We start from the raw sequence: 26,039 nt of genomic DNA on the forward strand, positions 1-26,039 counted from the left end.
TGTGTCTATAAACCAAAGCTTAAAGTATAGGAAAATTGTAGTCTCGGTTCGGTTTCTACAATAACATCCCCCGATTTAGTTTCGAGTTTTTCCCCTGCACCAATCCCTACACTGAATGTACTGATTCGCTCAGGACTAAGTAACACATAAGCAAGATCTACACCACCACCAAGGCGAGCCTCATACTCTCCATCAACTTTTTTACTATCTATATGTCCTGCATAGACACCTAAATAATAGCCATTTTTATCTTTGCCAGTAAAATGAACTGGAAATCTAAAACCAACCTGACCACCCACTGGGTAGTCATCATTCATAAATACCCCAGCTTTTGCATAAGCAATCCCATAAGGATTTACCCATTCTACGTTAGTGTGCAGTAGTTTCTGCGTTACACCTGCTCCCACATTCCATGTTTGAGCACTATCTGTAGGAATTTTTGCTTCTGGCAAAAACGAATTATCTTGAGCGTAGGCTACGTTTGCACAGGCAACAAGTGCCAACACTGGATAAATTCTTGTCATTATTGTCACCATTATCCGTAATGTTATTTTAGTAATTGGTCCCTTTTTATCGGATTTTGACTGTATCAGAAATTAGAAAACACTTATATACAGGAATTTACATTTTTAATGTCTGTAAAGTCAAAGTTTAGTCAAAATGAAAAGCAGAACAGGTGATAACAAATATCAAAACAGGGAGACATGCGTTAGAATAGCGCGCAGGTATATTCCTCTTTATCCATGTGTCTAAGTCGATTTGGTATGAAACAGCACTTTCCTTTAAAAAACGTTCAACAAGAAAAGCGCATTTTTCGAAATCGTACCTTTATTTCCATGGGTATTGTGATCTTTTTCTTACTGATTTTAGTCTCCCGCTATGCGTATTTACAGCTGGTACAGTACGATGAATTTTCCACCGCATCTGACCAAAACCGTATTCGGCTACAGCCTTTAGCCCCTGCCCGCGGCTATATTTATGACCGTAATGGTGTGCTCTTAGCCGACAACTATCCTGTTTTCACAGCCACTATGAGCCGTGCAGATGTTCCAGATATTGATAAGACAATTGAACGTCTAACGCCCATTTTAGAACTTAGCCAAGAAGATATTGACCGTTTTCAAAGTCGTATTAAAGCATCACGTAAAACTGAGCGTGTTTCGATTAAACTCAATTTGAATGAAAACGATATTGCACGTTTTAGTGAAGTCAAATATCAATTTCCAGGGGTAAACATCGAAACTCAAATGACACGTTACTATCCACATGGCGAGCTATTTGCTCATGTGATTGGTTATGTGGGACGTATTAACGATAAAGAATTAAAAAGTATCAATAAAGACTTATATGCGGGCACTAACCTGATTGGTAAAATTGGGGTAGAAAAATCCTATGAAGATTTGCTACATGGCGTTCCTGGAAACGAGTCTGTCGAAGCGGATGCTCACGGCAATGTATTACGACATTTAGGTCGCAAAGAGCCAATTCGTGGCAACGATTTATACCTGTCACTCGATTATGGCTTACAAGTCGTTGCGACAGAACAACTCGCAGGTCGTCGCGGTGCAATTGTGGCCATGGACCCACGTACAGGTGAAATCCTCGCCCTCGTATCAAGTCCTAGTTTTAACCCAAACCTGTTTGTGACAGGCATTAGCCATACCGACTATAGTGGTCTGCGAGACAACCTTGATCAACCCCTTTATAACCGTGCTGTACAAGGGGCTTATCCACCTGGTTCAACCATTAAACCGATGTTTGGTTTAGGTGGTATTCATTATGGCTTGATTGATTGGGGTACTGCTATTTCCGATCACGGCTATTTCACCCTGCCGGGAGATTCGCATAAATTCCGTGACTGGAAAAAGTCAGGACATGGCGTGGTCAATTTGCATAAAGCCCAAGTTGTTTCTTGCGATACCTTTTATTACATTCTGTCTTTCCGCATGGGCATTGAAAAAATGAACACATGGATGCGTCAGTTTGGTTTTGGTGAAAAAACAGGTGTTGATTTACCAAGTGAAAGCACAGGTCTTTATCCAAACCCTGAATGGAAAATGCGTACTCGCGATGCCAAGTGGCTTAAAGGTGAAACCATTTCTGTCAGTATTGGACAAGGTGCTTTTACCGCAACCCCCCTACAATTAGCCATGGCAACTGCCATTACTGCGAATCATGGTTCACATGTAATTCCACATGTTTTACAAACCAGTAAAGGCGCAAAACCACATAAAGACCTAAATGCACCTGATGGTCGAATTCAGTTCAATGGTACAGACGAAGACTGGGTAAAAATGCGTGATGCTATGGTCGATGTCGTGGAAACGGGTACAGGACGTGGTATTCGTACACCAATGTATAAAATTGCAGGTAAAACAGGTACCGCACAGGTTAAAAGTATTGCTCAAGGTAAACGTTATAACGAAGCACTTTTAACAGAACGTCAGCTCGACCATGGTTTATTTGTTGGCTTTGCGCCTGCGGAAAATCCAGAGATTGCAATTGCGGTCGTCTGGGAAAATGGGCGTCACGGCGGATCAGCAGCTCAGCTAGCTCGCCCTGTGCTAGATTATTGGTTGCAAACTCGCCATAAAAATCCAATTCGTCCGCAAAACCATCAAATCAGTGGTGGACTCATGACAGCGGGGATTAAACCGGGTGAGTTGCCGAGTGACAGCACGCCACCCGCAGCAAATACAGCAGTAGCCCCACAAGGTCGTTCAGCAACCTCCGTACAAAGTACAACAGTAGCTCCGAACACTAACCATTCAGCTACTCCACCCCCTGCTACTGAAGAGCCAGACTAATTATGAAAAATCAACTTCGTATCATCGGGGGGGAATGGAAACGTCGCCAACTCCCTTTCGCCAATATTGAAGGTTTGCGCCCCACGCCTGATCGAGTCCGTGAAACTTTGTTTAATTGGCTTATGTGGGATGTGCAAAATACCAATGTTTTGGATATTTGTGCAGGTTCGGGTGCATTGGCATTCGAAGCTCTATCACGTGGTGCTTCAAAAGTAGTGATGATTGAACCTGACCGCAGTCAAGCACAGTTTTTAACACAAAACTTAGAGCTCTTGAAAGTACCTAAGTCTCGTGCACAATTAAAAGTCTCAACAGCACAGCAAAGCTTGCCCAACCTAAAAGAACAGTTTGATTTGGTCTTTTTAGACCCGCCGTATAGCCTAGAGTTATGGGAACAATTGGCTCTCTTGGCTGACCCGCTGATTCAAAAGAATGGCTATATTTATGTAGAAGCGGATCGTGAGTTAAATCTGCTAAAACTTCCAAACTCCTGGGTTCAAGTAAAGAGCACCAAGGCTGGCACTGTACGTGCGGGCTTATTTCAAAAGACAGCATAAGCTACTAAAGCAAAGACATTTTATGTTTCGATATTTCAAAATTTTAGTAAAATCTATGTCGCTTTCGGCTGAACGAAATATCACTTATCCTATAAAATTTTCGGCATATATGCGATGACTTGGCTGGTCTTTATTTTAGGTGCAATGGTTGCTGGTTTTGTTCAGGGCTTAACGGGTTTTGCCTTTGCCTTAATTGCCATGTCATTTTGGGTATGGGTTTTAGCACCACAGTTAGCAGCACCATTAGTGGTTTTTGCTTCTGTATGGAGCCATCTTATCTCCTTAAAATCAGAATCATCTTTTCAGATCAATAAAAATCTTATTGCACCCTACGTTTTGGCTGGCATTTTAGGTGTTCCACTGGGAACCTATCTTTTAGATATTATTCAAGCAGATATGTTTAAGCTAATGCTTGGTATATTTTTAGTGCTTTGGTGTCCATTGATGCTCCTGAATCCACAAATGCGTTCTATTCAATCTTCAGGAAAATATGCCGACAGCTGTATTGGTTTTATTGGTGGCATACTCGGCGGTTTAGGCGGGTTTTGTGGCTCACTTCCTTCTGCTTGGGTCATGTTAAAAAATCTACCTAAAGAGCAACAACGTTTTATTTTGAGACATTTTAATTTTGCGATCCAAGTATTCACACTATTTAGCTACCTACTTCGTGGAAATTTAAGCCTACAGCATTTACCCTATATGGGTATCTTGATTTTAAGTGTCAGTATACCAGCCATGCTAGGTGCACGCTTATTTTATAAAATTTCTGAACGCCAATTTAAACAAATCGTACTGGGACTCTTATTTAGCTCAGGCTGTTTTTTATGTATCAGCTACCTTTTAAATCAGTAGCGGATTTTTAACATTTTATGACAAACGATCTAGACATTTAATTGTGTGCTTTCTGTCAAAATTGCCACTTCTTTAAGCAACTTACGATGTTTAAGCTTTCTCACTATTCACAAAAATTTATACAATAACGCCACTCTCAAAAACCATCTATTCAGCATATATGAAACCGTATTTTGCACTTTTTAGTCTTTGCTTTGTCAGTGCCTGCTCCATCAGCTCATCTAAAGAAATTAAACAAGCTGAAAAACTATTACAATATTTCGATTGTCAAAATATTGAACGTGACCAAGCTGATCACAGCTCCATGACCAGTTTTCATGAACAAATACTTGCTAGCAGCAAACAAAAAGCCCAATCTTATGTAGAAAGCTATCAACATGGCGATAAAATCTTTGACCTGCCACTACCTGAAGTTATAGAAACCCAGCTACAAAACTACACTACAGCCTGTCAATCTTTAGGCGGTGTTTTACCGACCACGGCTCAAAACACACCTTAAAATTTTGGACAAATAAAAAGACAGCATGCGTGCTGTCTTTTTTGATTTATCACTGATTATGCTTCAATTTCTTGTTTCATAGAATCTGAATGATAACGCGTATCTACACTAAACTTCTGCGGAAATTTCGCTGAAATTTCAGCGTAAAATGCCATAATCTCTGCCATATCTTTCTCATAGTCACCCGTAGGGTAAACAATTTTACCGATTCCCGTTTTTTTCTTTGCATAATCCATATAAGCCAATGCAATCGGTACACCTGCACTTATCGCAACATGGTAAAAACCTGTTTTCCATTGCTCCTGCTTAGCACGTGTTCCTTCTGGGGTGACTAACATGACTAATTTAGGATGTTCTTTAAAAAGATCACTCATCAATTGCACCATGCTTGGACGTGGTTCACCTTCATGTTTTGGACGACGGTCAATACCAATTCCCCCCATAGCACGGACAAAAGGGCCAAAAGGCAACTTCATATAACTGTCTTTTATCGTGATACGGACATTCACCCCTAAGGCTTTTAGTGCCAAACGCGCATAGAGTGCATCCCAATTACTGGTATGTGGCGCTGCAATCATGACACATTGATTGATATTCAAATCCCAGTGATTATCAATCTGCCACCCCATTAAGGTTAAACTTTGTTCTGCAAGCTTCTCGAACACAAAAAACACCACATTGCTAAAATTCGCGCAGATTCTAGCAATGCTGAAGATCAAATACATCGGATTTAGATCAATAAAACAGCAATTAATCTATAAATGTATATTTTATTTAATTCCAAATATTTCAAGAAATATCAGTCCATCACAAATCATGTCGGAATAAATGTGAATAATATCGTTTTATTCGAGATAGCCCTTCTCTTAAAAGTAATCAACAAATGATTCAATCAACCTTACTGCTGACAACCGTATTTAATTGATTGATTCAGACTTTATTGAAATAAATGTAATGCGATAAAAGGTAACGACCTAGCCAATCTGAGCTGAATGTTAAAATAATCAAGTTTTTGGAATAACTTACCCAAATAAAAAATCCCCGCGAAATGCAGGGATTTTTTGATTAGCAACGCTAGGCGAGTATTTACATCATGCCGCCCATACCACCCATGCCACCCATATCAGGCATTGCAGGCTTGTCTTCTGGAACGTCAGTAATCATACATTCTGTAGTCAACATTAAACCTGCGACAGATGCAGCATGTTCAAGTGCAGAACGTGTTACTTTCGCAGGGTCAAGAATACCCATTTCTAGCATGTCACCATACTCAGACGTTGCAGCGTTATAACCAAAGTTACCTTGACCATTTTTCACGGCATTGATCACAACTGAAGGCTCATCACCCGCATTGGCAACGATTTGACGAAGTGGTGCTTCAATCGCACGACGTAAAATGTTGATACCTACATTTTGATCATCGTTTGCACCTGTTACGCCATCAAGCGCAGCTGCAGCACGTACCAGTGCAACACCACCGCCAGCAACCACACCTTCTTCAACCGCAGCACGCGTAGCATGAAGCGCATCGTCTACACGGTCTTTTTTCTCTTTCATTTCAACTTCAGTCGCTGCGCCAATTTTGATCACAGCTACACCGCCTGCCAATTTAGCAACGCGTTCTTGAAGTTTTTCTTTGTCGTATTCAGACGTCGACTCTTCAATTTGCGCACGGATTTGAGTGACACGTTCAGCAATTTGAGTTGCATCACCAGCACCATCAACAATCACAGTATTTTCTTTAGATACTGTAATTTTGTGCGCAGTACCTAAGTCTTGAAGAGAAGCTTGCTCTAACGTCATGCCCACTTCTTCAGAAATCACAGTCGCACCAGTCAAGATTGCGATATCTTGAAGCATTGCTTTACGACGGTCACCAAAACCTGGTGCTTTAACCGCACATACTTTAATAATGCCACGCATGTTGTTGACAACCAGTGTAGCTAAAGCCTCACCTTCAACATCTTCAGCGATGATTAAAAGTGGTTTACCTGTTTTAGCAACAGCTTCTAGCACAGTAATCAATTCACGGATGTTGCTGATTTTTTTATCAACAAGAAGAATGAATGGGTTTTCAAGTTCAGCAGTTAAAGTGTCTTGTTTGTTTGCAAAATACGGGCTGATATAACCACGGTCAAACTGCATACCTTCAACAACGTCCAAAGCATCTTCAAAGCCTGAACCTTCTTCAACGGTAATCACGCCTTCTTTGCCTACGCGTTCCATTGCTTGTGCAATGAGTTTACCTACAGTTTCGTCAGAGTTTGCAGAGATTGAACCCACTTGTTCAATCGCTTTAGTATCAGAAGCAGGTTTTGCTGTTGCTTTAATTTCAGCAACCAATGCTTTAACTGCAAGGTCAATACCACGTTTCAAGTCCATTGGGTTCATGCCCGCAGTTACAGACTTGATGCCTTCATTTAAAATTGCTTGAGCGAGTACAGTTGCTGTTGTTGTACCGTCACCCGCGATGTCATTGGTTTTAGAAGATACTTCACGAACCAATTGAGCGCCCATGTTCTCAAATTTGTCTTTTAGAGAAATTTCTTTCGCAACAGTTACACCATCTTTAGTGATGTGCGGTGCGCCGAAAGAACGGTCGATCACAACATTACGGCCTTTAGGGCCTAAAGTCACTTTTACAGCATCTGCAAGTACGTTTACGCCTGCAATCATTTTAGAACGTGCTGAATCACCAAATTTTACATCTTTAGCTGACATGCTTAACTCCAAATATTCTTAAATTTTAATCAATTGTATTGCTTAAACAGCAAATGACCGTTCCGAATTAACCTTCAAGAACTGCTAAAATATCAGACTCTTTCATTACTAGAAGCTCTTCGCCTTCAACCTTAACTTTAGTGCCTGCATAAGCACCGAACAGTACATTGTCGCCCACTTTTACGTCTAAAGCACGAACGCCATTGTCTGTGATTTTGCCATTACCTACTGCAATAATTTCACCTTGAGCTGGCTGTTCAGCAGCAGAAGTGCTCAAAATCAAACCGCCAGCAGTTTTAGTTTCTTTCTCTACGCGGCGAATCACAACGTTGTCATGTAAAGGACGAATTTTGCTCATTTCTAACTCCATAGACATTTTCAGAATGTCATTGATTACGATGTGAAGATGACTTCTTATTCCTAGGTCATCAACAAAATTTTGATATGACACTTTTGTGGGGATGGAAAAAAGGGCTTCAAGGGCAAATACAAAATATTTTTATATTTTTGCGCTCTTTTTAAGCAAACCTAATCAAAGTTTAGACACACAAATCAATCTGAGATATTTTTCTGCATCAACTCGAAGCGATTTATTGCAGAATTAAAGCTCAAATGCTGCACATCTGCATTATTTAAAATAATATTTAGGCTATTCGGTCGTCCACCATGTAAACGATAAGATGTCGCTGTTCCAGCATGAATATCCAATACAGGATGTGATACTCCAAGTTGATAAATCTGATTCAGATCATAGACTGCTGGATGATGCAAATGCCCATGCAAGAGCCCATTTAAACCCTGTTGACTCCATTGCTCCAGCGCAATACGACCAAGCATTGGACAGTCTTTCACACCATGACTATGGTCTGGTGGCGTATAAAAAGGTTGATGCGCGGCGATCAGCTTTATTTTGTGTGCAGGTGCTAGTTGTAATTTCAGGTCAATCTCTTGAATTTGGCTCAGTGAAATATGCCCCCGTGTGTGGTAACGCCTCCGAATACTGTTCACGCCTATGACATAAAAGTGTTCAGTTTCTAAGGTGTTTTCCATCCCCCCAAAAAACAGTTGATAACGTGCAAATGGATTAAAAAAACGATTCCAAATATGGTACAGCGGGATATCATGATTTCCTGGCACCACCAAATACGGTAAATTCAAACTGTCTAAAAACTGCCGACAAGCATAAAACTGAATAAACCGTGCACGCTGGGTTAAATCACCACTGACCACTACGGCTTCAAAAGGATGTTCCTCACATAACAGATGAATAGCCTGCAAACAGGCTTCGCGTTCTGTGCCGAAATGTAAATCAGACAAATGTAAAATCATGCAGGAACCATGATATTCAGTGCATGTTTACGTACTGTAATTTTTAGAGGCGGTTTCATCATAATGATTTCACCATCTACGGCAACCGTAAGCTTGTTATGCTTTGAATGCACAATCACTTCATCTGCGGCAAAGCTATAAACATCGGAAGCCTGATCCAAATTGCCTTTAATCAGTTGCCACAAGGTTTTAAACAGTGTGCGTTTATCACTTTTTGCAACAACCACCCCTGCTACCTTTCCAGCTTCGGCAGCTTCTGCAATACGCAATTTCATTTCAGCCAATTGAAGCTGATTATTTCCAAAGAAAATCAATGGCGTTTTAACAGGATAAAGCTGCCCATCAACTTCAACCTCAAGTTTTAACTCTTTACGGTTACGAATAAGAACATCCAATGCCGAGGTATACGCATGCAATGGAAAACGTCCAAAATGCTGATTAAACTGTTCTCGCTTTTGAATAAATAAAGGATATAACCCTAAGCTAGCATTGTTCAGGTAAATGTGTTGATTGAGCTGTGCCACATGCACAGAACGTGTTTTCCCCGTGCCAATCACATGTGCCGCTTCTAATAAATCTAGCGGGATATTCAAGACCCGTGCTACATAGTTAAATGTACCTAAAGGCAATATTCCCATAGGAATATCAGTACCCATTAGCTTTGAAGCGACTGCATTTAATGTTCCGTCTCCACCTGCAGCAACCACAACACCTATATGTTCTGCTTGTCGATGACGTAATAAAACCTCTTGCATCATCTGATCAAAGTCCATGCACTCACTTAACTCAAATGACTGTATTTCAAAACCAGCAGTACTCAGATCGGCTAGCAGTTGTTCATACACTTCATCTTTATTTGTGGCATGAAAACCTGATTTTTTGTTATAAATAAGTGACAAAGGTTTTAACTGCTCAGACATCCCGCACTCTTCCATAAAGTAATTACTCTATTTTTGTCCAAAAATTCAACAGTTAACAGTTTGGTTATGTAAAAATCAAATGACGTTCATTTATTTAATCAATAATAAATCTCAATCACAAAATATTTATAAACCATTGTTTTTAATTTAAATATTTTAAATGAATAATACTCATAAATATAATAAATACATCAAATAAAGCAATAAAATTAAAGTAAAATATTGTTTTTTAATAATTAAAATGAAATACCTTTACAAAATTGTTCATAATTTAGATACGGCTTTGGTCTTATTTTTTTTATCAAATTATGCTTTAATACAGCCACTTTTTTTTCATCTTTTCATCTCAGCAGTAAATCTATTGTTGAGATTGTACTTTGTACAACTGTGTACATATTTGAGATAGGCCTCACCATGACCCAAGTGAACGCACCAGAATTCGTTCGTCACCCTAAGCTTATTGCATGGGTGGAAGAAATTGCAAAATTAACAAAACCAGCGAAAATTGAATGGTGTGACGGTAGCGAAGAAGAATATCAACGTTATATCGACTTGATGATCGCTAACGGCACGATGCAAGCGCTTAACCAAGAAACACATCCTGGTTCTTATCTTGCAAATTCTGACCCTTCTGACGTTGCTCGTGTTGAAGGTCGTACATACATCTGTTCTGAAAAACAAGAAGATGCTGGCGCAACAAACAACTGGGAAAAGCCTGCTGAAATGCGTGCTCGTCTAAATGGTTTGTTCGACGGTTCAATGGCAGGTCGTACTTTATATGTAGTACCGTTCTCTATGGGTCCTTTAGGTTCTCATATTGCACACATTGGTATCGAACTTACTGACTCTCCTTATGTAGCAGTCAGTATGTCTAAAATGGCTCGTATGGGTAAAGCTGTTTATGACGTATTAGGTACTGATGGCGAATATGTTCCTTGTGTTCATACAGTAGGTGCTCCACTTGCGATCGGCGAAAAAGACGTGGCTTGGCCTTGCAATCCTGAAAAATGGATCGTTCACTATCCAGAAACACGTGAAATTTGGTCTTATGGTTCAGGTTACGGTGGTAACGCATTGTTAGGTAAAAAATGCCTAGCTTTACGTATTGCTTCTTCTATGGGTCGTCAACAAGGCTGGTTAGCTGAACACATGCTGATCCTTGGCGTAACAAATCCACAAGGCGAGAAACACTACATCGCAGCAGCATTCCCTTCTGCATGTGGTAAAACGAACTTTGCTATGTTGATTCCACCAGCGGGTTACGAAGGTTGGAAAATTGAAACCGTAGGTGACGATATTGCTTGGATCAAACCAGGTGAAGATGGTCGCTTATATGCGATCAACCCTGAAGCTGGTTTCTTTGGTGTAGCGCCTGGTACAAATACCAAGACGAACCCAAACTGTATGGCAACATTAACTAAAGATGTTATCTATACCAACGTTGCTGTAACAGACAACGGTGAAGTATGGTGGGAAGGTCTTTCTAAAGAAGTGCCTGCTAACCTAACTAATTGGAAAGGTCAACCGCACACTGGTGAAGAAAAAGCAGCTCACCCGAATGCACGCTTTACTGTTTCAGCAGGTCAATGTCCTTCTATTGATGCTGACTGGGAAAACCCAGCAGGCGTACCGATTTCTGCATTCATCTTCGGTGGCCGTCGTGCGGACACAGTGCCTCTTATTTCAGAAGCATTTGACTGGGTAGATGGTGTTTATAAAGCTGCAACTATGGGCTCTGAAACAACTGCAGCTGCTGTAGGTCAACAAGGTGTCGTTCGTCGCGACCCATTCGCAATGCTTCCATTTGCGGGTTACAACATGGCGGATTACTTCTCTCACTGGTTAGAACTTGGTGAAGAAGTTGCAGCAAAAGCAAAAGCTGCAGGCAACAAACTCCCAGGCATTTACAACGTGAACTGGTTCCGTCGTGATGCTGAAGGTAACTTTGTATGGCCTGGTTTTGGTCAAAACATGCGTGTTCTTGAGTGGATCATTGACCGCTGTGAAGGCCGTGCTGATGCTGTTGAGACTCCAATTGGTTTAGTACCAACTTATGAGCAATTAAACTGGACAGGTTCTGACTTTACTAAAGCTCAATTTGAACTTGTGACTTCTCAAGATAAAGATCAATGGATCAAAGAAATTGAAAGTCATACTGAGTTGTTCAATAAACTTGGTGAACGCTTACCAGCTGCTCTTAAAACTCGTCAAAACGAACTTTTAGAAGCTGTGAAAAAATCTGCTTAACCTTTAAATTAAGCTCTCAAAAAAGACCGCATAAGCGGTCTTTTTTCAATCTTTCAAATATTTTAAAAATTTAACTTTATAAATCAAAAAGAAACATCAAAGGGGAAAACTATGTTCAAAACACTCATGCTAACCATCAGTCTAGTTGGTGTATCAAGCCTAGCAATGGCTCAAACTGAACCAACAACAACATCTACACTGCACGTCTGTGCCATTAAAGGTACTCCAGACTCTACTCAATTTGACATCAAAAAACGCATTAAAGTTGCTAAAGGCACTTATGGCAGTGTGGAAGAACTTTATCCACGCTTTGCTGAACGCGCGCACCAAGTGGGTGGCAATGTGGTGATTAATTACAATGCAAGCCAACGATTTGGATTCTGGCCTTGGCGTATTGTTCGTCCAGTGGTTTGGGGTACTGCTGTGAAATGGAAAACACCTGTGGACTGCAAACAATTAGGTGGTATTGAAATCTAAGCTTAAAAAGCCGCGCAAGCGGCTTTTTTTAATCCCAATGCTCTACTTTTAAGAAGATAAACATCAATGCAAGACTAGGCAGCATCACCCTGCACACGACGCTGATGTAAATCATGTAGATACATATCTAAACTTCGGACTTCAGCTATATTGAGTTTCATACCCAGCTTTGTTCTTCGCCAGAGAATATCTTGGCTATGCCTAGCCCATTCAACTCTATATAAATAATCAACCTCTTGCTGATATAGACCATACCCAAATGACTGCCCTAAATCCTGCATGGTCTTCTTCTCATCTAGCATCTGCCAAACACGACAGCCATAGGTTTTAGCCCAACGCTGTGCAGTATGTAAATCCAAACCTTGAATACTCTGCATTAATTCTGTCCGCAATAATTCCACTGAATCAAAATCCTCCGCACCCGGTAATTTTGCTTGTAGCGTCCATTCTGCTTTCATCTGAGGAAAATACCGTTTGAGCTGAGATAATGCTGCTTCTGCTAGCTTTCGATAAGTTGTTAACTTTCCACCGTACACTGTCAAAAGAGGTGCTTCGTGTTCTCTTTCATTCGACAGTGCAAGGACATAATCACGGGTTATTTTAGAAGCCTGTGCGCTTTCATCATCATACAGCGCCCGAACACCAGCATAGGTAGAAATGACATCATCAAGCTGTAATTGCAGCTTAAAATGATCGTTAATAACATCTATTAGATATGCCGTTTCTTGTTCGGTAATGTGTACATGATTTGGATCACCCTCAAACTCTAGGTCTGTTGTCCCAATCAAACTGTATTCATCTAAATAAGGGATCACAAAAACAATACGCTGATCATCATTTTGCAGGATAAAAGCGTGATGTTCGGGGTATAAGCGCTTCACAACAATGTGACTGCCTTGTACTAATCGAATTCCAGCTTTGGGCGTTTGAAGCAACTGCTGTTGAATAAAATCAGTGACCCATGCACCTGTAGCATTCACCAAAACTCTTGCCTTAATTTGATATTGTTGTTTTTGATGTTCTAAGGTTAAACACCACACACCCTCTTGCTGAGTTGCAGAAACACAGCGGGTCTGTGTTCGAATCTGCGCTCCTAGTTCATGTGCTTGCAATGCATTGACCACCACTAACCGAGCATCATCTACGGTACAGTCAGAGTATTCAAAACCACGACTGATCGTTTCCTTTAGTGGACTATCAGCATTAAAATAAATTAACTCAGAACCTTCAAGAGTTTCTCGTTTTGCCAGATAATCATAAATAAATAAGCCCGAACGAATTAGCCATGCTGGGCGCAAATACGGTTGATGTGGCATGATAAAACGCATGGGATGGATCAAATGTGGCGCTTTTTTTAATAAGACTTCACGCTCAAGTAATGCTTCACGAACTAAACGAAATTCTTTTTGTTCCAGATAACGCAATCCACCATGGATGAGTTTGCTACTCGCTGAAGACGTATGACTAGCTAAATCATCTTTTTCGCAGACGAAAACATTTAAGCCACGACCAACAGCATCATTTGCAATTCCCACTCCATTGATTCCAGCTCCAACAACGGCAATGTCATAAATTGCATTTGTGTCTTGCATATCAACCTCTTTACTTAGCATATATTCTTGTTTTTCTTAATCTCAACTTAACATCAAAATCAGACCTTGTCATACCGAAAAGATGATTCCACCGTACAAAAACATCACTTTCCTTAACAGATCAGCTCTCCCACATCTTTTTACAAATTAATGCTTCTTTTTTATGATTCGGTTCAATATTTGAATAACATTCAAACAAAAAGTGATATTTCCACCAAATAAAAATTCTTTTTAATTTTGTATAAAGCAGCCTAAACCGTTGTATTTTAATTGACTATTCACATTTTACCGATTACCAAGATACTGTTTTAAATAAGTAAAATTATTATTTTCCATTGAAAAACTAATATTAATTAGAAAAACTTAACAGCCCATAAATCATGCGATTTTTTAGACTAAAGTCGAATGAACTATCTAAACAAGGGGCGTATAACAAAAAAGAATTTATTGTTTAATCTAAAAATATATTGTTTTAACTTTTATAATCCAAAAAGTTAAAAGATGTATTTTTCCGAACTTCTCTTTGGAAAATCTTTGTGACTGATTTATCTTCCCAAGCAGCTCCAGTAAGCCTCGACAAAAAGACACGTTTAAAGTCAATTTTAGGCGGTTCAGCAGGTAATCTCGTTGAATGGTATGACTGGTATGTCTATGCAGCATTTACATTATATTTTGCGCCCCAGTTTTTTCCTGAAGGAGATGACACGGTCAAATTACTGCAAGCCGCTGCGGTATTTGCACTTGGGTTTCTCATGCGCCCAATCGGCGCATGGATCATGGGTATTTATGCCGACCGCAAAGGACGTAAATCAGGCCTAACATTATCTGTGTCTTTAATGTGTGTGGGGTCTTTAATTATTGCCTGCGCGCCCACCTATGCAAGTGTCGGCATGCTCGCACCTGCCCTATTGCTCTTTGCACGCTTATTACAAGGTTTAAGTGTTGGCGGTGAATATGGCTCTAGTGCCACTTACTTAACCGAAATGGCAGGTAAAAACCATCGCGGCTTTTTCTCTAGTTTCCAGTATGTGACCCTCATTTCAGGACAATTACTCGCTCTGTGCGTGTTGATTATCTTACAACGCAACATGACTGAAACCCAGTTGTCTGAATGGGGTTGGCGTATTCCATTCTTTATTGGTGCCGTTCTTGCAGTTGTGGTGTTCTGGATTCGTCGTGGTTTGGTTGAAACACAATCATCGAAAGATGCACAAGAACAAGCTAAAAATGGTGGCCCCAAATCAAGTGCTTTGGCATTGTTTACCAAATACCCACGACAAGCTTTTACAGTCATTATGCTGACTGCAGGTGGAACGCTGGCATTCAATACTTTCACCACCTATTTACAAAAATACTTGGTCAACACCTCTGGTTTTGAAAAAACTACAGCGACTGAAATTACCACAGCAGCCATCTTTATTTTTATGCTGTTACAACCCGTAGTTGGTGCACTATCCGATAAGATTGGTCGTAAACCCATTATGATTACTTTCGGTGTTTTAGGCGTACTGTTCACGATTCCAATCTTTAACGGCCTAGGCTCAACCAGTAGCCCAACCACTGCTTTTATGCTGTGTATGAGCGGTATGGTAATTGTGACAGGTTATACTGCCATTAATGCTGTCGTGAAAGCAGAGCTGTTTCCTGCGCACATTCGTGCACTAGGTGTTGCCCTGCCTTATGCCATTGCCAATACGGTTTTTGGTGGTACAGCAGAGTTAGTTGCTTTAAGTTTTAAAAATGCTGGGCATGAAAACTATTTCTTTTATTACATTACATTTATGATCGGATTATCCTTACTGACTTATATTTTCATGAAAGACACCAAAAAGCACAGCATGATTACCGATCACTAATCCTTTTGCTTGTTGCATATCTGAAAGATTAAAAGTCTAAATGCCTTCATTCCATGAAGGCATTTTTTATTTATCAGGGGAAAGTTTTACTCAAACTAGATCAATTGAAATATCGTGAATTAAACCTGTGTATGGCATACTAAGAACAAGAATAATGTTAGGAACTTTTTACATGAAAAATACGTATAAATTTTTAGGTTTAAGTTGTATTGTTTTAGCAGTATCTGCATGCCAAAGTACACCTCGCCAATACAATGGCAATGTTGGCTATCAAATTGAACAACAGTCTGGAACTAGTGCTACGCTTGCTTATACACTTGCAGCACGTAAAAATCAGCAGCTGGATGAAAACAAACTCCAACATGCATGCCAAAAGGTTTTAGGTTCACAGAAAAACTATAAATTGACGATTTTAAGTATCAATGAGATTCCAAATACTGCCGCAGATATGCCTCAATATGGTCGTCAAATTGGACAAACTCGCGCTACATTTGGTTTAAGTAACACACCGGACTTACACCAAGGTGAAAATTTTGCCACACGTGAAGCACTTGAAACACGACCGAGCACATTACATGTAGTACGCTATACCTGCTCATAAATCGCTTAGACTCATGAAAAGGGCTACTGCCCTTTTTGAGTTTCTAAAGTTCGATAAAAACTTACATTACGAAACTCAGGTGATTCATCTAAGTCTGGCCACGTTGTTGCACTGCGTTCATCCAACTTTATGTACTGCGGATGGCTGAAATTTTTAACACGACTATCTGCCACCCAAACCTCTGGTGCAAACTTTAAAAACTCATCTAAAAAGAAACGATTGCATTGGTCATATAAAACATCAGCAGCCAACAAAACATCAACTTGCTCTGCTTTGTAGAGATCAATTAAATATTCCAGCTCTACATTATTTAGTTCCGCATTGGCACGACAAGCATCTAAACTCACTTGGTCAATGTCACAGCAAATCACGCGCTTTGCACCCGCAATTTTGGCTGCAATCGCAACCACTCCTGAACCTGCACCGAAGTCCAACACCACTTTATCCTGAACATGATGTGGTTCAGCCAGTAACCACTGCGCCATTGCTAGACCTGAAGCCCAGCAAAAGATCCAATATGGCGTTTCATTCCAAATACGCCGAATGATTTCATCATCTAGTTTATCGGTTGGAAATACTGGAGGAATGAGCCACAGTGAAATGGGTGTTTCAGGAAGTTGCTGAGCTAAAAGCTCACAATTTGGAATCACCTCATGCAAGGCTTGAAGTAAATGATCTGGGGCTTTGGGGAATTGGAAAGTACAGCTCATAAGTCATTGAGTACTTTTATGCTTTTACTGCGGGGTCTTGCAGCTAAAGTTTGGATTGAGGAATTAGCCTTCGGCTAGACCTACTTTTGTTTTGGCAAAAGTAGGCAAAACCATAGTCATTCGCTGAACTCGTTAAATGCCACCATCTATTTAAAATAGTCGCAGAAACATTAAATAATAAAGTCTTAGCTCAAACAACAGCGAATGACGTTATCGTGTATCCAATACTCGCTTTGAGGAAGTATTAGACTACTTTAAATAATTAACCTAAAGCCTTCTCAGCCGCTTCAACCGTTTGACGAATCAATGTCGTAATGGTCATTGGGCCAACACCACCTGGAACTGGTGTGTACGCAGAAGCCACTTCTTCAATACCGACCAATTGAATGTCGCCTACACCACCACCATCACGTGGATGGAAACCTGCATCAACAACCACAGCGCCTTGTTTAATCCAATCTTTTTGGATCAATTCAGCCTTACCCACAGCACCCACGATAATATCCGCTTGCTTCACAAAGCTCGCCAAATCTTGAGTACGGCTATGGCAAATCGTCACAGTTGCATTGGCTTCAAGCAACATTGCCGCCATTGGTTTACCTAAAATTGCAGAACGACCTACAACAACCGCATGTTTACCCGCGATTTCAATGTTGTTTTCTTTCAGAATCGTCATAATACCTGCAGGCGTTGCAGAGCCATAAGCAGCCTCACCCATAGCCATACGACCAAAACCAAGACAGGTTACGCCATCCACATCTTTTGCAAGAGAGATTGCATCAAAACATGCACGCTCATCAATCTGTTCAGGCACTGGATGTTGCAGCAAAATACCATGTACATCAGGATTTGCATTCAACTTTTCAATTTCAGCTAACAATTGCTCAGTCGTGGTTTCTTTAGGTAATTCAACTTTAAGCGAGTCCATACCAACGCGGCGGCAAGCATTTCCTTTCATACGCACATAAGTTGCAGATGCACCATCGTCACCCACCAAAATTGTTGCAAGAATTGGGGTACGACCTGATTTTGCTTTTAGCGCTTCTACGCGAATTAACAAGTCAGCTTCAATTTGTTTTGCCAATGCACGACCATCTAAAACTAATGCCACGGCACATCTCCAAGTGTTGATATGAATCAATTTTGCACATAATACATGATTATTTTGAATATTTTTCGCGATATGCTGTTTTTATGCGCATACGAATGAAAGTCCTATTGTTTTTTTTTCAGAGCTTGCTAATATACGCATCAACAAGACGCGGCGGGGTGGCAGAGTGGTCATGCAGCGGACTGCAACTCCGTGGACGCCGGTTCGATTCCGACCTCCGCCTCCATCTTGTTAAAGCCCGAGTGGTGAAATCGGTAGACACAGGGGATTTAAAATCCCCCGCCCACAAAGCGTGCCAGTTCGAGTCTGGCCTCGGGCACCATCCTTATACTTTTAAGTATGGTGCATATAAAGAACCCAGCGTTAAGCTGGTTTTTTTATGCCTAGAAAAAATACAATACAAAAAAGAGAGCACAATGACCCTCTTAAAACAACATATTGCCATTCATGATTATAATGGTGGCAATAAATAATGTTGTAGATCTTGTTCTAATTTTTGTTGAAAATGTGCGGGTTCAATAATTTTGATATATGGAATCCAATAACGCACCAAAGGTAAAAGTTGCATTTCATGACAAATTTTACAGGCAATTAATAAGCTGCCCGTCGTATCCTCCAATATGATTTGTTGTTCAGGCAATAACAGACGTTGCTTAAAATACAAAGCAACCTCAGGTCGCACAGATATTTTCACGATTTGCTTGTGCTTACCAAACCAAATTCCCTCACTAAGTTCTAATTGCATCAACACTTCTGGATGATGTTGAAATAACTCATTTTCATGCAAAGTCGCTTGGTCTATTTTACTTAAACGGTATGCGCGTAATTCATCACCTACAGCAGCAGCTAAATACCAACTTCCCTGATGGTGAATTAAACGATATGGATCAACATGTCGCCAACGATCATTATAAAAAAAGCTGATTTTTTGACGATTATGAATAGCATCTGCGAAAACCTGAAAATGTTCAGAGAACTCTCGTGCATTTTCAAAACAATAACCCTTAGCTGAAAAAATTTGGCTAGAGCGTTCATCAAGTAAATGGCGAAGAAATGACATATCCAAAGATGGATACAGTTCGGTTATTCCTGAAAGTTGAGCAAAATTCTGAATATCTTGTAACTTAAAACGCCCAAGATAAAGAGGATCTAGAAAATACTTTTTGGTGCTTTCATCCTGTAGTAAAGGTAAATATGTATTGAGACGATCAAAATCTCGCTCTATCGTTCTCGTGCTGACCTGAAACTCATGTGCTAGTTCTGCAACCCCTAATTGATACCCAGTATTTAATTTAGTCAAAATATTCGCTAAACGCTCCGCAAGGCGTTCATGTGTTGAAGCTTTACGCTTCATATTGCCCTCGCTGCACAATCAATGTTGTGTATTTTTAGTTTAATAGCCACTCATCATATTCAACATAAAGAATTGAATAATATTGATTAAATAAAAATGATCAACTTTACAGCTATCTCATGTTTTTATCAGAATGATCACTTTTGTTTAAATTTCTTTTTTAAGTCCGACTGTTGATGAGCTAAGCGTTCGATATAACGCTCAAAATGAATTAAGGCTTTATACAGCTTGTGCAAGTCATTAGGCAAAACTCGATTATGAATCACAGATCTATGCAGACGTTTAAGCGCACGAAAACCTTGTGAATGTGTGTACGATGTCGATAAAATTTTCATGACCACCCTCTTCTCTGTTTTATTTTTCATTTAAAACCACGTAAATTTGTCAGGTTTAAATTTAGCTGCAAATTTACACCGCAGTTTTGACAGGTTGTGCCGTACAGTTATCATTTTTTAATATTTGGTAAATTATTTCATTTTTTCAATATATTATTTTGATTGTTTTGTAAAAATTTCGGCAAAAGAAAAGCCGACATGATGTCAGCTCTACTTTTTATTTTATATAAATATTACAGAACTTTTACAACAACTTTACCCACGTGCTCACCCGTATCCATACACGCATGCGCCGCTTGAATCTGATCGAACTCAAAAGTTTGATAAATCATCGGTAAGCACTCACCTCTAGCCCATAACGGTGCCACATGATCTTGTAAACCTTGTGCAATCTCAGCCTTCTCAGCCGTATTTCGTGCACGCATGGTTGAACCAGTGATCGTTAAGCGCTTCATCATAATTTGACCCAACTTAACCTCTTTGGCCTTTGCTCCACCCAAAAAGGCAATATAGACCAAACGCCCGTCACGACGGAGTAGATTTAGATTCTTTTCTAAATACGGGGCACCCACCATATCTAAAATAACATCAACTCCACCATTATCCGTTTTCTCATTAATCACGTGTTCAAAATCTTGCGTCTTATAATTGATGGCATCTGTCAAGTTCGCAATGGCTTGAACTTTTTCATCTGTGCCGACTGTGGCAAAGGTTTGAATACCCAATGACTTACACAACATAAGTGCTGTCGTACCAATACCACTACTTCCACCATGTACCAATACAATTTCGCCCGCTTTGGCTTTACCCATTTGAAATACATTCGCCCAAACTGTGAAAAAAGTCTCAGGAATAGCCGCAGCTTCAACAAAGCTTACATTTTCTGGAATATGTAAAGTTTGACTTTGTGGAACCACACAATACTCTGCATAACCACCACCATTAGTCAAACCACAAACCTTATCCCCGACTTTAAATTGTGTAACGTCTGTACCAACAGCAACAACTTCGCCTGCAACCTCAAGTCCTGGTACTTGTGTTACCCCAGGTGGCATCGGATATAAGCCCTGACGTTGTAGAATGTCTGGACGGTTAATACCAAATGCATGCACCTTCACCAAAACTTCATCAGCTTTTGCTTCTGGGATCGTCACTGTTTCATAAGCTAACTTATCCACACCGCCCGGCTCAGTAATAATGACCTGCTGCATTTTTGTTTGTGACATGATTATTCCCTATGCTTTGAATATTTTTCAAGTTTCATCGACGTATTTGATCATAGAAGTAAACTGAAATGAAGAACACCGTACTTATGTATAGTCTATTCACTATTTTTCGCTGTGATATTCCACGCTCAAATCAGAATCAAAGCAAAAAGATTTTCAGCCCATAAACAACAGCCTTTAAAACATCATCTAAACCATGTTTATTCAAAGTACAATGCTTATCAACCAAATAACTTGAGTTTTAAGATTGATCTGGCAGATGCACAAACCGCATTAGAAATTTACGGACGAGAGGCAAAAACAGCATAATCAGAGGAAATGCAATCAGCCAAGATAAACTCCAGCTTTTTAACCAAAGCTGAAATAAGCCATCCACCAAACCCTTATTCAACAATAAATTAAACGCAGAAATTGAGCCACTCATTAGCCCTGAAAGTAGTAACGGCATCAGCCAATTCAGATGTTTGATATGAATTTTTAGGCGCGTATTCAACATAAATGACCCAATTAAAAATTAACCTTGCTTCTGCGTTTTAACGGTTTGTTTTAACGCCTTCATAAATTGCCCGAACTGAGGCATGAAATCTTTAAATAATGGAAGCTCTTTATGCTCCAGCATCACTTCACTAAATAGCTTTAAGCCAACAGCAAATGATTTTGCAGCTTCATCATCAAGCATTTGACTGCTTTGAATCATCTCTAACACTTTAAAAATGTCGTCGTGGTTATAGCTGTTAAAACTTAAAATATCGGTGTAACTAGACGGGTTACCTTGCGCATCGGCAATATGTTTGAGTGTAACTTCATAACGATGTTGTTTCATTTTATTCTCCTAGAGACATGCAATATTCACTGCAGCCCGATCAACTTCCGCAGCAATCGCCCGAATTTGTTCAGGACTCAATTCGCTATGCTGAATCTTAAGCCGTAGAGAAGCTTTTAGATTTTCCATAGCACGTTTAATATCAAGATATTGCTCATTATTTTGAATTTGTTTACGGGTATCAAAACGCACCAAAATTTTCTCAATCCCCCCTTGCTCAGCCTCAAGATGTTGCAAACCCAAGGCCGTTATACAGTATTGCTTACGTTTATCCTCACCCAATTCAACGCGAACAAACTGTTGCTCTTCTAAATAGTTCAAAGTTGGATAGACGGTTCCTGCACTTGGACAATAGCCTCCTCCTACAATCTCACCGATGTCTTTAATAATGTCGTAACCATATTTGGGTGCCAACGAAATAAGATGCAGTGCTAAGAGCTTCATTTGTCCTGTTTCAAATAAACGTCGCTTACGTAAAACAGGAGATCCGTCCAATTCGACAATAGCTTCAGACTCAAGAGCATTCGACATACATAAGATACAACTTAAAATTATTAAGATATATCTTAATATGTTTTTAGATTATTTCAAGCACTAAATTTCAAACTAAAATCATCATTAAAAAGTGAAGAATTTGAATATCTAAGCGTTAAAACATAAATCAATACGTTCGATCTCATTGATGTAAACACCCAATATCGTTAAAATTTGCGTTATGTCTTTGCGCCTATACACTCAAGTAAACGCAGACCAATAGCTTAAAACTTAGAATTAATTACAATGACAGATCAACTCAGAAAAAAATTTGAAAACCTACAACTCAATGCTGGGCAAGGCAAGATCAGCGCATTTCTTTCTATGTCCTTAGGGTTTTTGGGTATTTTTGCTGCCTTATGTTTTTTGTTTCCTAGCGTCCTAACCACACCTGAACTACGCCCGCTTTATAGTAAACACTATGATGCTTTTTACTACGCCTTGCTGTTCGGTATTGTCATCAGTGCTGGTTTTGGTACTTATAGTGCAATCATTAAACAGAATAAATACGGTTTTTATGGTTTATGTATCACCATTTTGGCAGCTGTTTTAGGTTGTGGCTTAATCAAAGCACCGATATTACCTGCGCTACCGTTTTATGCAGGTTTTGATTATTTTGTTATTACTTTAATCATCCTTGCTTTGGTTTTTATCCCGCTTGAAGGATTCTTTGCAAAAAATACTGAACAGAAAATCCTGCGCGTCGGCTGGGTCACAGACATGAAATATTTCATGTTTAGCCATATTGGCATTCAGCTTTTTTCGTTTTTAACGGTTATGCCTATTCAGTATTGGATTACGCATATTCCCAATAACCCAATAGTGCCTTATGTACAAGCGCAGCCCATCTGGTTGCAGTTTATTGAGTTATTGATTGTGGTGGACTTCACCACCTACTGGTTGCACCGTGCGATGCATGAAGTGAATTTCTTATGGCGCTTTCATGCCATTCACCATTCAACCGAACAAATGGACTGGCTAGCCTCTTCACGCTTACACATCGTTGAAGTGTTAATGACTCGTTTTATCGCAACTTTACCAATTTTCTTGTTAGGCTTTCATACCTCTGCAGTATTTGCTTATTTGGTCTTTATTTCTTTCCATGCCATTTTTATTCACTCCAATGTACGTTTCCGCTTTCCCTATCTGCGCTGGTTAATCGCAACGCCTGAATTCCATCACTGGCATCATTCTTCTGAAAAGCCTGCGATTGATAAAAACTATGCTGCCTTTATCCCCCTCTATGATGTGATGTTTAAATCCATTTATATGCCCAATCATTTAGCCAGTGTATATGGCACAGTGGGTTATAAAATTCCAAACAGTTTTGTGAAGCAGTTTACATGGCCATTTAAACGCTATGTGAATAAGTTGAAGAAGCGATTAAACAAAAGCAATGAATCTCCCTAATAAAGCCAATTGATTGGTAATCTAACAATCCAAGCTTAGTTCATCCCATTCATAAGCCGTACCTAAAGAGAAGGCCGACACCATTACAGGTTTTCTCTTTTATTTTTAGTCTATCAATTCTAATTTAAACTATGCTCGCACTTTAAACGTTTTCACCATTCGATCACCTACACTATCCAAATAACACAACAGAACCACCTCACCTACTCCATTACAAGTACTGGCGTTTACCACATTAACCGCCCTAAGGGATATTGCATAACATTAAATGATTGTTAAAAAACCATTTTTTTATTTAGATCACCTTTAAACACGCAACATAATAATAAAAAACCCACCTTACGGTGGGTTCCTTTCAAATTAGCCAAATCTATTAAAGACGAACCAATTCAACAATTTTATCAGCCAGCTCTTCAACCGCATCTTGCGTAAATGCGACATCTGTACCGTCTACAAGGTCAGTCACCACAACCACACCTGTTTCACGTACTAGCGCAACCTGATCAGCAGTTAAACCTGCTTTCGCAATCGCAACCACACCTTGTTGAATTAACAAGTTTTCAAGTACTTGTGCATTTTCAAGTGCTTTCACAGATACAGTTACCGCAGCAGGTTTTTGACCTAAACGTGCAGCACGGTCTTCCGCTGTGACAGGGTTGCTATGAGCAGACCATTCCACAGACTCTTCCACCATACCCGCACCAATCGTCACGTTGTTTAAACGGTCGATGAAGATAAACGAACCTGTATAACGGCTGTCTTGGTAACAATCAAATACCACGGGCGCATCAAACTCAACGGTAACATTAGCAATAGCGTTCAGCTCAAGACTATCCACTTGCACCTTTTCCAATGTGTTGACATTGGTACGGTAGTTAATTGCGGTCACTTTTGCAGGAACAGTTTGCGTGCCTACTTTTAAGTTATACAGCTTACCAATCACCAGTGGTTGATCTGCCATCCAGACCACAGTAGCATTCACTGAACGTGAAATTTCTGGCGCCGTTTGATCTGCACGTACAAGTACGTTACCGCGTGAAATATCAATTTCGTCATTCAGCGTCAACGTCACCGCTTGACCTGCAACAGCACGCTCTAAGTTACCATCATAAGTAACAATTTCTTTGATCGTTGATGACTTACCCGATGGTAAAGCCACGATTTTGTCACCTACCGATACATCACCTAACGCAACCGTACCACAGAAACCACGGAAGTCGAGGTTTGGACGGTTTACATATTGCACAGGGAAACGGAAATCATTGGTCACTGAACTGCGGTTAATTTCTACCGACTCAAGTGTACCCATCAACGTTTCACCGGTGTACCACGGCGTATTTGGTGATTTATTGACAACGTTATCGCCATTCAATGCTGAAATAGGCGTAAAGATAATGTTGTTTGGCTTACGGTCACCGAGTTGTGCAACAAAGTTTGCATACTCTGTCTGAATTTCATTGAAGCGTGCTTCAGAAAATTCCACCAAATCCATTTTGTTAATCGCAACAATAATGTTCTTAATGCCAAGTAAGCTTGCAATATATGTATGACGACGTGTCTGAGTTTGTACACCATAACGCGCATCAATCAAGATAATCGCAAGATCACAGGTCGACGCACCCGTTGCCATGTTACGCGTATATTGCTCATGTCCCGGTGTGTCAGCAATGATGAACTTACGTTTTTCAGTTGAGAAATAACGATAAGCTACATCAATGGTAATACCCTGTTCACGCTCAGCTTGTAGACCATCTACAAGCAGTGCCAAGTCAGGAGCATCACCTGTCGTACCGACTTTTTTAGAGTCGCGAGTCACCGCTTGCAATTGATCTTCATAAATCAATTTTGAATCGTAAAGCAAACGACCAATTAAAGTTGACTTACCATCATCGACATTACCGCAAGTCAAAAAACGCAATAGGTCTTTATTTTCATGTTGTTTTAGATAGCCCAAGATATCTTGGCTAATCAGTTCTGATTGATGAGACATTGCTCAAAACTCCACATATTCTTTAGAAATCGGTTTTAATCTCTTTAATCCCTCTAAATCTCCCTTTGTTAAGGGAGACTTCCCCCTT

Annotated in this window: 25 protein-coding genes and 2 tRNA genes; 11 read left to right on the top strand and 16 right to left on the bottom strand. The window is 40.0% G+C overall.

Annotation, left to right across the window (positions count from 1 at the left end; genetic code table 11):
• Nucleotides 1-5 precede the first annotated feature (5 nt).
• Nucleotides 6-524 carry a hypothetical protein gene (locus tag B9T36_RS04910; RefSeq protein ID WP_086208430.1) on the bottom strand — a complete coding sequence of 173 codons (519 nt, stop codon included), beginning with the start codon at nt 522-524 and terminating at the stop codon, nt 6-8.
• A gap of 240 nt (nt 525-764) precedes the next feature.
• Between B9T36_RS04910 and mrdA the strand changes: the two genes are divergently transcribed.
• The 4 genes from mrdA (at nt 765) to B9T36_RS04930 (ending at nt 4,715) form a co-directional block, all read left to right on the top strand.
• Nucleotides 765-2,807 carry a penicillin-binding protein 2 gene (mrdA, locus tag B9T36_RS04915; RefSeq protein WP_086208431.1) on the top strand — a complete coding sequence of 681 codons (2,043 nt, stop codon included), beginning with the start codon at nt 765-767 and terminating at the stop codon, nt 2,805-2,807.
• Nucleotides 2,808-2,809: 2 nt separating this feature from the next.
• A complete protein-coding gene (gene rsmD, locus B9T36_RS04920; protein ID WP_086208432.1) occupies nt 2,810-3,364 on the top strand; it encodes a 16S rRNA (guanine(966)-N(2))-methyltransferase RsmD in 555 nt (184 codons plus the stop codon).
• Between the two features lie 114 nt (nt 3,365-3,478).
• Nucleotides 3,479-4,216 (top strand): sulfite exporter TauE/SafE family protein, encoded by a 738-nt coding sequence (locus B9T36_RS04925; protein ID WP_086208433.1) that lies wholly within the window; start codon nt 3,479-3,481, stop codon nt 4,214-4,216.
• A 160-nt stretch (nt 4,217-4,376) separates the two neighbouring features.
• On the top strand, nt 4,377-4,715 hold the full coding sequence (locus tag B9T36_RS04930; protein ID WP_086208434.1) for a hypothetical protein: 339 nt from the start codon (nt 4,377-4,379) through the stop codon (nt 4,713-4,715).
• A gap of 56 nt (nt 4,716-4,771) precedes the next feature.
• On the opposite strand, the gene B9T36_RS04935 is transcribed toward B9T36_RS04930, so the two are convergent.
• From B9T36_RS04935 to B9T36_RS04955, 5 genes are all read right to left on the bottom strand, one after another.
• Complete coding sequence (locus tag B9T36_RS04935) at nt 4,772-5,380, bottom strand: 1-acyl-sn-glycerol-3-phosphate acyltransferase (protein ID WP_171264412.1); 609 nt, start codon at nt 5,378-5,380, stop codon at nt 4,772-4,774.
• A gap of 421 nt (nt 5,381-5,801) precedes the next feature.
• Nucleotides 5,802-7,436 (bottom strand): chaperonin GroEL, encoded by a 1,635-nt coding sequence (gene groL / locus B9T36_RS04940; protein WP_086208436.1) that lies wholly within the window; start codon nt 7,434-7,436, stop codon nt 5,802-5,804.
• Nucleotides 7,437-7,503: 67 nt separating this feature from the next.
• The gene (locus tag B9T36_RS04945) at nt 7,504-7,794 is read right to left on the bottom strand and encodes a co-chaperone GroES (protein ID WP_010326285.1); all 291 of its coding nucleotides are present in this window, start codon (nt 7,792-7,794) and stop codon (nt 7,504-7,506) included.
• A 194-nt stretch (nt 7,795-7,988) separates the two neighbouring features.
• Nucleotides 7,989-8,765: a metallophosphoesterase family protein gene (locus B9T36_RS04950; RefSeq protein WP_086208437.1), complete on the bottom strand. Its 777-nt coding sequence runs from the start codon at nt 8,763-8,765 to the stop codon at nt 7,989-7,991.
• Nucleotides 8,762-9,685: a diacylglycerol/lipid kinase family protein gene (locus B9T36_RS04955; RefSeq protein ID WP_086208438.1), complete on the bottom strand. Its 924-nt coding sequence runs from the start codon at nt 9,683-9,685 to the stop codon at nt 8,762-8,764. The genes B9T36_RS04950 and B9T36_RS04955 overlap by 4 nt, the downstream gene beginning before the upstream one ends.
• A gap of 414 nt (nt 9,686-10,099) precedes the next feature.
• Between B9T36_RS04955 and B9T36_RS04960 the strand changes: the two genes are divergently transcribed.
• Both B9T36_RS04960 and B9T36_RS04965 read left to right on the top strand, forming a co-directional pair.
• A complete protein-coding gene (locus tag B9T36_RS04960; protein WP_086208439.1) occupies nt 10,100-11,932 on the top strand; it encodes a phosphoenolpyruvate carboxykinase (GTP) in 1,833 nt (610 codons plus the stop codon).
• Between the two features lie 111 nt (nt 11,933-12,043).
• Nucleotides 12,044-12,409 carry a hypothetical protein gene (locus B9T36_RS04965; RefSeq protein ID WP_086208440.1) on the top strand — a complete coding sequence of 122 codons (366 nt, stop codon included), beginning with the start codon at nt 12,044-12,046 and terminating at the stop codon, nt 12,407-12,409.
• Between the two features lie 74 nt (nt 12,410-12,483).
• On the opposite strand, the gene glpD is transcribed toward B9T36_RS04965, so the two are convergent.
• On the bottom strand, nt 12,484-14,001 hold the full coding sequence (gene glpD, locus B9T36_RS04970) for a glycerol-3-phosphate dehydrogenase (protein WP_086208441.1): 1,518 nt from the start codon (nt 13,999-14,001) through the stop codon (nt 12,484-12,486).
• A 536-nt stretch (nt 14,002-14,537) separates the two neighbouring features.
• On the opposite strand from glpD, the gene B9T36_RS04975 reads away from it, so the two are divergent.
• Nucleotides 14,538-15,857: an MFS transporter gene (locus tag B9T36_RS04975; protein ID WP_086208442.1), complete on the top strand. Its 1,320-nt coding sequence runs from the start codon at nt 14,538-14,540 to the stop codon at nt 15,855-15,857.
• Between the two features lie 172 nt (nt 15,858-16,029).
• The gene (locus B9T36_RS04980) at nt 16,030-16,458 is read left to right on the top strand and encodes a hypothetical protein (RefSeq protein WP_086208443.1); all 429 of its coding nucleotides are present in this window, start codon (nt 16,030-16,032) and stop codon (nt 16,456-16,458) included.
• Between the two features lie 23 nt (nt 16,459-16,481).
• Here the strand turns inward: B9T36_RS04980 and B9T36_RS04985 are convergent, their stop codons facing one another.
• Together B9T36_RS04985 and folD are read right to left on the bottom strand one after the other, a co-directional pair.
• Nucleotides 16,482-17,168: a class I SAM-dependent methyltransferase gene (locus B9T36_RS04985; RefSeq protein WP_086208444.1), complete on the bottom strand. Its 687-nt coding sequence runs from the start codon at nt 17,166-17,168 to the stop codon at nt 16,482-16,484.
• 262 nt (nt 17,169-17,430) lie between these two features.
• Nucleotides 17,431-18,279, bottom strand: coding sequence for a bifunctional methylenetetrahydrofolate dehydrogenase/methenyltetrahydrofolate cyclohydrolase FolD (folD, locus tag B9T36_RS04990; RefSeq protein WP_086208445.1), 849 nt, complete (start codon nt 18,277-18,279; stop codon nt 17,431-17,433).
• A gap of 152 nt (nt 18,280-18,431) precedes the next feature.
• Here folD and B9T36_RS04995 point away from each other — a divergent pair.
• A tRNA-Cys gene (locus B9T36_RS04995) sits at nt 18,432-18,505 on the top strand.
• 10 nt (nt 18,506-18,515) lie between these two features.
• Nucleotides 18,516-18,601, top strand: a tRNA-Leu gene (locus tag B9T36_RS05000).
• Between the two features lie 129 nt (nt 18,602-18,730).
• Here B9T36_RS05000 and B9T36_RS05005 read toward each other — a convergent pair.
• The 6 genes from B9T36_RS05005 to B9T36_RS05030 form a co-directional block, all read right to left on the bottom strand.
• The gene (locus B9T36_RS05005) at nt 18,731-19,633 is read right to left on the bottom strand and encodes a helix-turn-helix transcriptional regulator (RefSeq protein WP_086208446.1); all 903 of its coding nucleotides are present in this window, start codon (nt 19,631-19,633) and stop codon (nt 18,731-18,733) included.
• A gap of 137 nt (nt 19,634-19,770) precedes the next feature.
• Nucleotides 19,771-19,968 carry a hypothetical protein gene (locus B9T36_RS05010; RefSeq protein WP_086208447.1) on the bottom strand — a complete coding sequence of 66 codons (198 nt, stop codon included), beginning with the start codon at nt 19,966-19,968 and terminating at the stop codon, nt 19,771-19,773.
• 233 nt (nt 19,969-20,201) lie between these two features.
• Complete coding sequence (locus B9T36_RS05015) at nt 20,202-21,194, bottom strand: NAD(P)H-quinone oxidoreductase (protein WP_086208448.1); 993 nt, start codon at nt 21,192-21,194, stop codon at nt 20,202-20,204.
• Between the two features lie 241 nt (nt 21,195-21,435).
• A complete protein-coding gene (locus B9T36_RS05020; protein ID WP_086208449.1) occupies nt 21,436-21,690 on the bottom strand; it encodes a DUF2798 domain-containing protein in 255 nt (84 codons plus the stop codon).
• 18 nt (nt 21,691-21,708) lie between these two features.
• Complete coding sequence (locus tag B9T36_RS05025) at nt 21,709-22,017, bottom strand: DUF3861 domain-containing protein (RefSeq protein ID WP_086208450.1); 309 nt, start codon at nt 22,015-22,017, stop codon at nt 21,709-21,711.
• A gap of 9 nt (nt 22,018-22,026) precedes the next feature.
• Nucleotides 22,027-22,548 carry a PadR family transcriptional regulator gene (locus tag B9T36_RS05030; protein WP_086208451.1) on the bottom strand — a complete coding sequence of 174 codons (522 nt, stop codon included), beginning with the start codon at nt 22,546-22,548 and terminating at the stop codon, nt 22,027-22,029.
• 249 nt (nt 22,549-22,797) lie between these two features.
• Here B9T36_RS05030 and B9T36_RS05035 point away from each other — a divergent pair, with 249 nt between their 5' ends.
• Entirely contained in the window at nt 22,798-23,961 is a 1,164-nt protein-coding gene (locus B9T36_RS05035) for a sterol desaturase family protein (protein ID WP_086208452.1), read from the top strand.
• Between the two features lie 373 nt (nt 23,962-24,334).
• Here B9T36_RS05035 and cysN read toward each other — a convergent pair whose 3' ends face one another.
• Nucleotides 24,335-25,951, bottom strand: a complete 1,617-nt coding sequence (gene cysN, locus B9T36_RS05040) for a sulfate adenylyltransferase subunit CysN (RefSeq protein WP_086208453.1) — start codon at nt 25,949-25,951, stop codon at nt 24,335-24,337.
• Between the last annotated feature and the right edge of the window lie 88 nt (nt 25,952-26,039).

Origin of the sequence: Acinetobacter sp. ANC 4204, assembly GCF_002135205.1 — a bacterium.
Lineage (GTDB): Bacteria > Pseudomonadota > Gammaproteobacteria > Pseudomonadales > Moraxellaceae > Acinetobacter.